The organism is Streptomyces sp. NPDC041796, from assembly GCF_055590785.1.
The window spans coordinates 95984-107444 of record NZ_JBVJAH010000008.1 but is presented as its reverse complement, the minus strand read 5'-3'; the positions used below and the strand labels follow the sequence as shown (position 1 = coordinate 107444).

The window sequence follows — 11461 nt, the reverse complement described above, 5'->3', positions numbered from 1 at the left end:
TCTTGCGCCGGGGCCAGTTCGACAGTGGCCCCTTGGGGTCCGAGCGAAGGGCGGCAAGCGATGAACATGGGTCACATGGACATGGACCATTCCGGCCACATGGGCGGCAGCGGGCCCTCGTCGGCCGACCCACCCAAGCCCCACGGCATGGCGGTGGTCGGAGACGACAACGTCTTCCTGTCCCACCTGGCGATGCCTCACAGCCCGCACGACTACCAGGCCGTCATCCAGGGAACCTTCGGTGCCGTTGACCGGCTGTATCACGACGACCGCAAGGCGCACCCGGAATCCAGGCTCTATACGTTCAATCCCGAGCCGTTCGTGCTCCCTGAGCTCTTCCCCGGACCGGACGGCCAACCGCCCGCCCGCACGTCATTCACCGGGAAGCTCTACCGCAACCACTTCGAAGAACCGCCCGCCCACCCCGAGACACGCGTCGAAATCGCCTCTGACGTCGTTGTGGACGTCCGCAACGTCGTCTTTCACCACAGGTTCGACCCGCACACCCAGCCGCTCGCGAATTTGGCGTACATCCTCTTCGGCCAGGGGCCGGAGCGGTTGTTGGCACATCGGATCACCGGGCCCTTCGACATGCGGCACCAGGAGTTCGACCACCTGCTGTCGGCCGACATCCAGGGCATCCAGGTCTCCGACGATCAGCTGCGCCACGGAATCGAGGTCACCGTCACCGGCCGCCCCAACGAGCCCGGCTCGAAGCTGGAGGAACGGGACAAGGTGGCTGCCGTCGCTGCGGTGAACGGCCAGGCCGTACCGGTGGAGATCGACGTCAGGACCGAGATGTATTTCGAGACCGGCGATTTTCACTAACCCGACCGCACCATATCGACGGCTTCACCCCTGGACTCGATGCCGGCCCGTGGCATCGATGCAGGGCCGCACCTCCACGTCTCCGCATCCCCTATTGAATCTCACCGATGGAGTCGTGTCATTGCCAGAGAATCGTGCACATTCCTGGCGAGTGGAGAGGAGTGGACAATGGTTCATCTCGCGAATGTCCAGCCGGGCAAAAACAATGACGACGTGCTGGTCAGCCATCTTGGCCACCTACTCCTCTGAACGCCTTCGCCCGGATCGTCCTTCTTCGATCACGACTGGTCATTCACGCAATCGCGGACAGAACCGCGTAATTCCCCACCCCGAACGTCACATAATGGGCCAAGGGGACGGTGGCGTCGCGACCGTCGTGGACAGTGGGGACGATGGGCCGTGCGTCGAGATCCCCAAGGTGCCAGAAGTTCCCGGGCCGCCCGATAGCCAGACCGTCGTTCAGGCTGGTCAGGGCTGTCCAGGGTGGCCGCAAGACCAGCGCGGAGCGCCGCCGAAGGCGCCCTTGATTGTGCTTGGCCTGTACGGGCCGGTTCTGAGCGCAACAGAGAGCCTCCGCGCCGGATGGTCGTCCGGGGGGACTTACCGCTCGGAACCCGCCGCAACTGGTCGCTTCAGGTGACCGCGTTGCGCGCCTGGCACACCCCGGCGGGCCGACCTGGTCTTCTGGGCGGGTGTGCCGCGCCGAACGACGGCCGGCGAGGAGGAAGCATGCGCGTGACCAACTTCGGCAACGAATCTGCTCAGTACACCGCCGCCAGGGAAGAACTGGGCCGGGCGGAGGCCGAGCTGATGCGCCAGCGCGAGCACGTCGCCGAGCTGAAGCGACAGCTGCCCGAGGGCCCGGTCGTCGAGGACTATCTGTTCCACGAGGGGCCGGCCGAGCTGGCAGCCGGGGACGATCCTGCGCCTCGTGCACGATGTCGATCGACGGCTTCAATTCGGTGGCCGACCACCTGGCCGGAACCGTTGACTTCGCCGTCGTGGCCGCCGCCGAGCTGCCCGCGCTGCGCGCGTATGCCAGGGACCGGGGCTGGACGGGACTGCGGCTGCTCAGCGCGGCACCGAGCCGCTTCAAGTACGACCTGGGCAGCGAGGACTCTGCCGGTGGTCAGGACGCCACCTTGTCGGTGTTCACCCGCGACGAAGGCGGCGCGGTCCGCCACTTCTATAGCACCCGTGTGCGGATGGCCGACGGCAATGGCCAGCAGGCCACCGACCTGCTCAGCCCCGTCTGGCACCTGCTCGACCTCACCCCGCAAGGCCGTGGCGACTGGTACCCCCGGCTCTCCTGGTGACGGGCAGGAGGCGCCGCTGCGTCAATGAGAGGGTGTCAGTTCGCCGGCTTCGAAATACAGCTCGGCCCCGGCCTCGATCTCGACCGTGATGCGTCGGCCGTCGACCGCGGCGACGGCAGCCGCTCGTTCCCGTTCCCTGAGCTTCCGGGCTCGTCCGGACGACCGGTGGCGGTGACCTCGACGCCATGGCGCAGCAGGCCGTCGGACACCTCCAGGCCCTGGACGTCGGCCGTCAGCAGGTGATCGAACTCCTGTCGGCTCGTGGGCCTGGAAGGGGCCGGTGATCCGATGCGCCAGGAACCGCTCCGGCCCCTTGCCGCAGTAGCGGGCGGCGCCACCGCCGCGACGACGACATTCGACTCGCTGGCGTACTTCAACGGCCATTCCGCCGAGGACCAGGCCAAGATCGCGCGCTGCATCGCCGACATCGCCAACTGACACCGCATTCCCCTTCCGCATCGGTCGAGGATCTTGCCCGCTCCGTCGTGCGGTCCGAGTCACTGCGCTGACCTGATAGCTGACCGTGGCGCTACACGTCGCCCGGTGCCGAGCGCTGTGCTCAGCCGGGACGTGACCTGTGCCGTTTCGGCCCTCGTGGCACGATGTGGTCCGCCTTTATGCAGGCCCCCGTTATAGGGGCTCGTGAGACGACGGCGCCCCGCCGGGATGCTCCGGCGGGGCGTCTGCGCGCGGTGGGCTACGACGGCGTGCAGTGTCCGGCGAGGGCACCGTTGTACTCCGGCTCTCCGCTTTCCAGGACGCGGAGCAAGGATGCGGTGACGACACGTGCCGTACGGCCGATGCGTATTGAACTTGAATGCGTGATGTCGGTCTGATCGTGGTCAGTCGTCCATGGTCAGGCCGGTTCCCGCGAGGCATCCGTCGACCCTCGATCGCCCGGCGGGCCGGCTGCTGCCAGGACCAGCCGTGGCGCTTGAGTAGCCGCCAGGTTCCCTCCACCGTGTAGGTGACGTGGAACAGGCGGCCGATCAGCGTCTTCACCCGGGCCAGCGTCCACCGCTGATCCGCCCAACCGTGGGCCAGCGGGCCGCGCTCCAACTCCCGCTCAAGCCTGTCTACTTGCCTGTCGCTCAGCCTCGGCCGGCCCGGTGATCCCTTCGAGTGGACCCCGGCCTGGCCGCGCTCCCGCCATTGGCGGCGCCAGCGTTCCACCGACCGCTCGCTCACCCGCAGCGCGGTCGCGATCTCTCTGTTCTTCTCCCCGCCCTCGAAGCGGACCACGGCCTGCAGCCGGATCCGCTCCCGCGCGGCCCTCTCGGCGTCGGTCAAGCCGCCGCCCTGCGCGTACCTCACAGCCAAGAGCTACCGGAACGGTCCGGACGCTGTCAGGCGAACAGCCCCGACATCACCCAATCAAGTTCAGGTAGCACTCGACAATCAGGTCACCCCGCAGGTCGTCGAGCTCGCTCCGAGCCTCCCGCAAGAAGGTGGTAACCCACGCCTCCAGGGACGAGCCCCTCAACACCGCAGTCGGAACCTGGCTGAGATCCGGTCCGCCCAGCCCTACCACCTTTGAGGCGGCGAAGTCGTCACTTTGGAGCCGACGCCACCAACAGACCGCCCGAGAAAGTCACTACAAGCGCCGAAACGACCATCTACAACTAAGTACCAGCCTGACGGAAGCATTCATGGATCTCCCCGTCGGTGCCGACATAGGCGATGTGTTCCACATTGTCCGGCATGGAGACCCAGCTGGTCGGCTGCGGCGCTGCGGCTCCGCCGAAATGGGAATGATCCCTGGCTAGCTGCTGACCTGCGCTGGGTACTGTATGGCGCCATAGCCCGTCGCCTTCAAGTTGCTCGAAAAAGTAGCATTCGTGAATCTGTTGATCCCTGCCGATGTAGGCGACGTGCTGCACATTCTCTGTCGAGGTGTACCAACTTGTAGGACTCATGGTAAACCCGGGCTGCATCTGGCCAGCGTTGCAGACCTCATGCTGCCAGCCATCTGGCCCACCGATAAACTCGAACCATTGATGAACGAGTCCGTCGGTTCCGCAGTAGGCGACGTGTTGGACGCCGTCGGTCGGGGAGTGCCAGCTGGTAGGGCTGGTCAAAAGCTGGAATGGAAAGAATTCTGTGCCTGGAACCACACGATGTTCCCAACGTGGAGTGGAGACGAGGACTCTGTGGATGTACTCGTGCACCCGTTCATCTTGGCCGCGGAAGGCGACGTGTCCGATCTTGGTGTCAAAGGTGCTCCAGCTTGTGGGGTTGCTGCGGTTGAGCATCTTTTCCTGGCCGAGGCTAGGGACGCTATGTTCCCAACCCTCGGCCGAGCCAACGAGGCGGAAGCATTCGTGGAGATGTTCGTCATCTCCGGCGTAGGCGATGTGATTGACGCCGTCAAAGGCCCCATACCAACTGGTAGGGCTAGTTGGCCATGATGCTGGCTCCTGGCCCGCACTGGGGATGCTGTGGTCCCATGAGTCAGTGCCGGCTCGGCGAGAGCACTCATGAATCATCCGATCATCGTCGCCCACATAAGCGACGTGGTCGACGTTGTCCGCGGTGCTGTGCCAGCCGGTCGGACTGGTAAGCTCTACGACAGGTTCTTGACCGACATTTGCTATGGATTCTTTCCACTCCTGGCTGCCGACCCTTCGGCTGAGAACTACGACTCTGGCAGCGTCGCCGACCGTACTGACGAATGCCAGGTGCTCGACCTTGTCCGTTGTGTTGAACCAGCTGACCGGGTGGGTTCCGGCGTCAACCAGAAATGGGATGTCAGCGGTGGGCACCGCGTGTTTCCAGTCGGTTCCAATTCGATCTGGCCCATGCCAGATGAATTGACCGTCGCGTGAGAAGAAGTCGAACCCGTGCTGGTGACGTCGGCGGGCGACCATTTCGAAGTTGCCGTGGTCGCCGCCGAAGTTGCTCTGGATCAGCGAGACCTCGTCGTACAGGGGACCGGCGATACGAAATGGCCCGTGCCAACGGGCGGCTTCTCCAACGGAAAGGTTGTTGTCATTTGGGTTGCCGCAGTCGTAGAAGAAATGAATCAGTCCGCCGTGCGCACTGGGTACCACGAGCTCCAGGTTGCCGAAGTGGCCTGGGTCGGCGAAGCTGACGCTGTCCCACGCGTGGTCCCCCTGGATCAGGCACGGCCTGCCGAAAAACTCCCCGGCGAGTTCAGGGAAGAGGTCCTGCCCGAAGACCGTTCGGTCACCCCAATTGATCAGCATGTCTTTATCGGTCCTGTACATCTCGAGCAGGCCACCAGTGGTAACAGCAGCTACGAACCTTTCGCTACCCGGACCGAGATCCGCATAGCCGGTCTCTGATAGATGGTGGTGCCCGTTTGTCGCGGCGAGGCCGACACCGACCAACTCCCGTTCCCCTGCTCCACCTACGTCGAACCACTTCATCGTCTCGGGATTGTCTTCGTTTGGTGGGGGCTCGTTGGCGCGTTCCCAGTATGCGAAGCCGGTCGTTGCTTTGGGAGCCGCAACGTAGAAGTCACTGCGGAGGTGTTCGTCAATCGCATCGTCGCGAAAAAACGCGCCGGAATAAGCCATACTGGGCGCGCCCCGAGCGGGCGGGAATGCCTTGCCGGCACTAGAAACAACTTTACTTGGCCCGTGCCATGTGAAATTTCCTCCGTTGTCGCGCCAGTAGGCGTCCACAGTCCCGTCTACCTGCGTCGCCAAGACTTCGAAATTGCCCAGCCGTTCGTCGGCCAGGAAACGGAAGTCAGATTCGATGACCGTGGCCCCTATATACTTTCCAGCACCAAACAGAACCGGCCCAAGCCACACAAATGCGTCATTGTCGTTTGCCCGCACATAATGGGCGAGACCGCCGTCCGGCCAAGAGATGACAACCTCGAAGTTTCCTTCTTCGCCGCCCCTGCTCTGAATCAGAAATCCACCGAGCGGCGACATCATAGGACGCGACCGCCAGTCAAATTCCCCTTCATTTGCGCCACCCATGGGAATCTTCTCCCTAATCCCAACTCGACAACTCGAGCGTATTTTCCATATTTTACCTTGTTGTCCGGGTGTTGGCAGCTGTGTACGACAGGGCAGGTTCAGACGGTCGTAGCATGTGATCTTGGTGTTCGGTGGGGAAGGCGAGGTCCGTGACGGCGAGCAGCCGGCCGGAGTCGTCGTGCAGGGTGCGGCGTACGGTCAGGCCGCAGGCCGGGGCGGCGGCCGTGCGGCGGCCGCCGAGGGTCATGGTGATGGTCTCGGCGGTGCGGCCCTGGGCGGCGGCCCGGTCGAGCCACCGGTGCAGCGGGCCGAGGTCCTCGTCGTGTACGGCCGTGCGGTCGCGGTAGCCGGCCAGTTCGGGGGTCTGCGCGACCGCGCGCGGGCACAGGTAGGTCACGGCGTGCTGGAGGGTCTGCCCCGTCGGTCCGCGTTCCCGGCGGTGGTGCACCAGCCTGCGCTCCCCGCCGCGCATGCCGAGCAGTGCGGCGAGCGAGGGCGGTACGGTCACCCGGACGAGCCACCTCTGGGTGAGTACGGCCGCCGGCGCGGCCCCGGAAGCGGAGCCGGCCGCGGGCCCGGGGCCGGGTGAGGATGTCGCCGACGGTCTCGGTGTCGAGTCCGGAGTGTGGTGTCCAACAACCGATCCATGCGATCACGCCTACTGCTTGTGGGGGCGCGGAACATTGATCACCATGGGCCGAATGTGAACACGACCTGCCTGGGAGAGGCTCGCCGCTTGGTCCCGCAGATCGACCAGCAGCTTGTCAGGCTGGAGCTTCCTCGCCCTGGTCTTACGACTGTCCCCCGTGGCATCCCAAAGATCGATGGGATACCAGCCGACGATGTAGATACCTGCATCCGTCCCCGCTTCGGGTAGATACCGGCCCGCCAGCTGTTCCCTTTGAGCCGTGGGAACTTCATCGTTCCAGGAACCCTTGACCTCGATGACCAGTTTTATGGACTCCCTCGAAGCGATGTTGGGGTCGTCACCCGGTGAGGGCAGCGCCTCGATGAGGAGGTCAGTGCGGTCGCCGGCGCCGTACGGATCGGTGGGGTGGATCAGCACCTCACGGTTGATCGCGACACGGTGACCGGCCAGCCTCAGAGTCAACTCGTGTGTGAGGTAGGCACACAGGGCTGCTTCGGGTTTGGGGCGCCAGACGTCGGGGATTGCTGGGTTGTCTGCGGACGGCTTTCGAGGAGTCTTCCCCGGTGTACGGTCCCATAGCAGTTCGCAGTGTGCGGGAAGGTCCTGACTCATGTCCTCGAGGGCCTGCTGCACCATGTCCAAGAGGTCAGTGGTGGTGCGGATGATGCGCCGAGCTGGGTCCTGTAGGAGCCGTATCACGTCCTCTGTGCGCACTTGACTCCAGCTCGCAGCGGCATGTTGCTTGGTCGCCGCGACGAGTGCTGCGGCGATGGCCAGTCGAGTGGGATACCGGGCCGCAAGTTGGTGCAGTTGATGAACAGCCTCTGACGTGGCTCGTCGGCTGATCTCAGGGAGTAGGCGATCTCTCCACTCTCGGGCTTGATCATCAGCGTCGATCCAGCGCGCGCCGCGAAGGGGCCGGTCCTCCTCGGGGTCGTACAAGCCGCTGAGCCACTGGTACAAGTCGACAACACCGGCCTCACTGAGGGAGCTTTGGATTCGCTCCGTCTCAGTCCTGGCGCACGCTTCGGCCAGTCTGCGGCCGAGCTCCGGATCGGTTGCAGCGAATGCCTCAACACGTGGCCAGTACGTCTCAGCGTCTGCGGTCAGCAGGGCCTTGGCGGCGAGAACCGCGGCTCGTGTGGCAAGCGGCGTTTCTCGGGGCGCGTCGAGGGTGCTGTCAATGATGCCGTGCACAATCCTACTGTCGGTGGTGAGGAGAGAGGCCAGGGCGCTGTGCCAGGTCCGCAGCGCGGCCTCGCGTGCCTCATCGCTCTCAGGCAGGCGTATGCGCTGGTCTTCGCCTGCTGGGGAGCCTGCTTCGGCCCTGTCCGCCGCGTTGGGCACGAGCCCGAGGCAGGTAGAAATTTCAGTGGCGAGGTGCTCTACGGCCGTGCACAGTTCCGCGGCCCAGCGTGGGTCAACGGGGTTAAGTTCGATGGGTTGTTGGCCTGTCGTGAGTGCGGCGCGAGCTGCCTGGGTGACACGCAGAGCCAAAGACTCAGGGGCGTGACGGGCTGCAAGGCGCAGCAGGTCCACCCGTGCGGGTTCCATGTAGCTCGTCGACATGCCCAGGTACTCGGTCAGAAGCGCGGCGGTCCACGAGCCCCACACCGAGGGGGGCAGTTCGAACAGGCGGTTTGTTCGGTGGAGCTCGGTCAGCAGGGCGTAGCCAGCCCATGAGCACTTGTTGCGGCGCGAATGTTGCAGCCAGGAATCCGCGCGGTCATGTTCGGTTGTGAGATAGCGAAGGGCTAGCTCAGGGAGGTCCGTTAGATCGTCGTCGAGGGCTACGGCACCCGGCCAGGTTGACATGGCGTCCGATGCGTCCTGCACCAGCCTTCCCGTCCGCGGGTCCACGCGGAGGCCCCAGACGAACTGCCACAGACTGTCGTTGTCCCCCTTCCTAGCCTCAACGAAAAGTCGCAATTGCTCAGCCATGAAATCCGCTGCTTCCGGCCAATGCTTCTTGCCGGCGCTGTGGTTGCGACGCAGCGCCTGAGCAAGCGGACCGTCGAGGACTATCGCCTCGTAGAAGGAACGCACATATGGCCAAGCTGGGTGCTTGTCGTCATAGGCCAGTTCGAACGCACGGTGGTCGTCAGGAGGAAACGTGCAGGAGGCCAGCTCGCCATAGACCTGGATGTGCGCCTCGTCGGCGGACGCTGCCGCCTGGACCGTCTGCTCCAGCACCCACGCGAAGTCCTTCCGATCCACCAGCTGATGACGAACAGCTGGCTCGGGGGCCGAGGGTCCGTCGAGCCGCAGCGATGGGCGGCGTTCCCAGTCGTACGCGATCAGGCAGGCCGCCTCCCGCGGGTCGAAATTTGCCCGCACGGCTTCCGTGACGAGGGCTTGGGTCAGAAGCCTGCGCAGTGACTGAGTCTCCTGGGTTTCGTGCCCGTGCTCGTCGGGTTGCAGGCAGTCCGGGACCTCGACCTTGTGGTGGTCACGGAGGAGGCAGATGATGATCTTCGCCAAGGTGTCCGTGTGCTGAGCCGCCTGCGGGCTCTGAAGCGCGCGGTCGAGCACCCCATTGATCAGCGAGATCTCGAAGCGGTCATGCGTGAAGACGAAGCCACTGTCCGGCTGGAGGATCGCTTTATGTGCCCAAGCAAGGAGGTCGGGCAGATCCTCGTCCCTGCACTGCAGGGGCATGCTCCTCAAGAAGTGGGCATAGTTGCCGTATAGGTCTGGGGACGGGGGGCGAAGGGCCGCGAGCATCGTCGCGGCGTCCAGATAGTGCGGCCACAGCAGGCTCAGCAGGGTGCCTCGCAGCTCGTGGTCGGGGTCCACGCGCTCGGCGTAGGAAAGATCGGATAGCGAGTCGAGAGTCCCAGCGAGGACAGACGCGGCACGGCCTGGGGCACACGTGAACGCGGCACGCGCCGCCAGACGACGTTCCGTCTGGTGCCACGCATCGTTCTTCACCAGTCGCAGCAGCACATCAGCCAACCTGGGGTGAGCCGTGCCGGCCTCCTGGGCCAGCTGGACCGCCAGGCGGATCTGCGCTGTGGTCTGCCAGTCGGCCGCACCTTCGCCGGAGGTCGTCTCCAGCACGTCGGCGAGCTGGTCAGCGAGCCCAGGATGGCGCAGGTCCCAGCGAGAGAGCTGCCATCTTGTGTCGCTCAGTTCGACCTGTGCCGCACGTTCCAGCAGTCTGCTCACGGTCAGTTGGCGGACCTCGTCGGAACGCAACAGAGCGCTGTGAACCGCCAGGCTTTCCGGATCGGCGGTCGCCAGCCAGCTGCTGGCAGAGGGGTTCATGGCCACCAACCAGGCGGCGGTCTCCCGCAGAGGTGCTGGGATTGTTGCCGTCTCTCCGCCCGGTGAGCCGATCAGAAAGAGGTTTTCCAGCTGTCGCGGCGTGGTCTTCCGATCGGTCAGGTACCGAGCAGCGAGGTAGGCCGCTACGGAAGAGTGCCGGAAAGCCACCCTGTCGTCGTCCGGTGCTGTGAACAGCGCGGTAGCCAGGCATTCCTCGACCACCTGGGGCGTCACCTCAAACGGGCCAGCAGCGGTTCGCTCCTTGCCACCCGCCAGCATCTCGCCTACGAGGTCGTAGGTGCCGGCCTCGAAGGTGGCGCCGCGCCAAACGGTGCGGTGGCCGGACAGGAGCATCCACGCCGCAACGCGGCCCGCTACCGTCAGGCGCTGCGGGGCCGTGGTGATCAGGGACTTCTTAAGTCGGCGAGCGTCGGGGTCTTCAGCAAGCCGTGCCACACCGCGAGCGAACAGCTCTTCTGGCAGCCCGTGCAGCTGGCCGTCAGCCCGATAGGTCATGACCAGCAGTTCCAAGGTCAGCGGTACGCCGGCCAGCGCGGCGGCACCAGCCGCCTCAGCCGCCGCCACCAGCTCTTCCCCCGGCACGTCGGCGCTGTCAGCCAGCGCCACAGCTTCCTGTCGACTCAACGGAGCGAGATCAACACACCGACAGGCACCGAAAGCCTCGGACAGTACAGATGTCAGCGTCGCCGGATAGTCGGCTGTGCGGCAGGCCATGAGAAACCGAACCCGGCTGAGATCCCGGCCACTGAGCGACCTTCTCAACCGCCTGGGCAGAGACGGCAGAAGTGGGCTCTCGTCAGCCTGGTCCAGGACTACCGTCAGAACTCCACCACGCCCGGTGGTGCCGCCCTCCCGAGGCAAGGAGGCAAGATGGCTTCCAAGCTCCTCCTGGTAAGAGAGCTCGGTGAGGTCACCACCCGTCACCCAGAGGCACGCGTCGGAGCCTCCGTCCCAAGCATCGACGACGACGCGGGGCAGCCGATCTGTGAGCTGTGTCAGCACAGAAGTCTTCCCGGCGCCCGGCTCCCCCAGCACAATCATCGCGCCCGCCGCCGCGACCACAGAGGGAAGCGCCAAGGCTCCCTCACGAAGCCGCCCGGCCTCACTGGCCACGTCATCATCATCCGCACGGAACGCCTCGGCGACCTGCGGGATCAGATCTTCGGCGGCGGCACGTTCCCCCCGCACCCTGCACACCCGAGGAACCTGAAAGCCAAACACATAACCTGCCACTCCCCCATCCTCTCAGCGCTCACTGACAAGCACCTCTGTCGGCCCCTGTGCTGACCTGAGAGCGGCCCTGCGACCAAGCTGAGCAACGGCCACATACCGGAGCTTCCCGTCGCGGAGCAGGACCGGACGCGGTGACGGCCAGCCATGCCGGCAAGCCTCGCCATTGGGCTCGTAGCAACCGGCACCCTGCCATC

At 65.0% G+C, this 11461-nt stretch carries 6 protein-coding genes and 1 pseudogene; 3 read left to right on the top strand and 4 right to left on the bottom strand.

Going from position 1 to position 11461, the window contains the following annotated elements:
• Window positions 1-99: 99 nt before the first annotated feature.
• The 3 genes from ACZ6C1_RS18065 (at window position 100) to ACZ6C1_RS18055 (ending at window position 2582) form a co-directional block, all read left to right on the top strand.
• Window positions 100-828, top strand: coding sequence for a hypothetical protein (locus ACZ6C1_RS18065; protein WP_469242074.1), 729 nt, complete (start codon window positions 100-102; stop codon window positions 826-828).
• A gap of 938 nt (window positions 829-1766) precedes the next feature.
• Window positions 1767-2144, top strand: coding sequence for a DUF899 family protein (locus ACZ6C1_RS18060; RefSeq protein WP_469242073.1), 378 nt, complete (start codon window positions 1767-1769; stop codon window positions 2142-2144).
• Between the two features lie 288 nt (window positions 2145-2432).
• Window positions 2433-2582, top strand: coding sequence for a hypothetical protein (locus tag ACZ6C1_RS18055; RefSeq protein ID WP_469242072.1), 150 nt, complete (start codon window positions 2433-2435; stop codon window positions 2580-2582).
• A gap of 450 nt (window positions 2583-3032) precedes the next feature.
• On the opposite strand, the pseudogene ACZ6C1_RS18050 reads toward ACZ6C1_RS18055, so the two are convergent.
• The 4 genes and pseudogenes from ACZ6C1_RS18050 to ACZ6C1_RS18035 all read right to left on the bottom strand — a co-directional run.
• Window positions 3033-3458: pseudogene (locus ACZ6C1_RS18050) on the bottom strand (winged helix-turn-helix domain-containing protein); the annotation flags it as partial.
• A gap of 308 nt (window positions 3459-3766) precedes the next feature.
• A complete protein-coding gene (locus ACZ6C1_RS18045; RefSeq protein WP_469242071.1) occupies window positions 3767-6097 on the bottom strand; it encodes a hypothetical protein in 2331 nt (776 codons plus the stop codon).
• A 52-nt stretch (window positions 6098-6149) separates the two neighbouring features.
• A complete protein-coding gene (locus ACZ6C1_RS18040) occupies window positions 6150-6605 on the bottom strand; it encodes a hypothetical protein (RefSeq protein ID WP_469242070.1) in 456 nt (151 codons plus the stop codon).
• A gap of 150 nt (window positions 6606-6755) precedes the next feature.
• Window positions 6756-11267 (bottom strand): hypothetical protein, encoded by a 4512-nt coding sequence (locus tag ACZ6C1_RS18035; RefSeq protein ID WP_469242069.1) that lies wholly within the window; start codon window positions 11265-11267, stop codon window positions 6756-6758.
• Between the last annotated feature and the right edge of the window lie 194 nt (window positions 11268-11461).

What these genes read in the sequence shown, in the direction of transcription:
- ACZ6C1_RS18065 (WP_469242074.1), top strand. Translation starts at nt 100, where the DNA reads ATGGGCGGCAGCGGGCCCTCGTCGGCCGACCCACCCAAGCCCCACGGC.
- ACZ6C1_RS18045 (WP_469242071.1), bottom strand. Translation starts at nt 6,097, where the DNA reads ATGGGTGGCGCAAATGAAGGGGAATTTGACTGGCGGTCGCGTCCTATG.
- ACZ6C1_RS18055 (WP_469242072.1), top strand. Translation starts at nt 2,433, where the DNA reads ATGCGCCAGGAACCGCTCCGGCCCCTTGCCGCAGTAGCGGGCGGCGCC.
- ACZ6C1_RS18060 (WP_469242073.1), top strand. Translation starts at nt 1,767, where the DNA reads ATGTCGATCGACGGCTTCAATTCGGTGGCCGACCACCTGGCCGGAACC.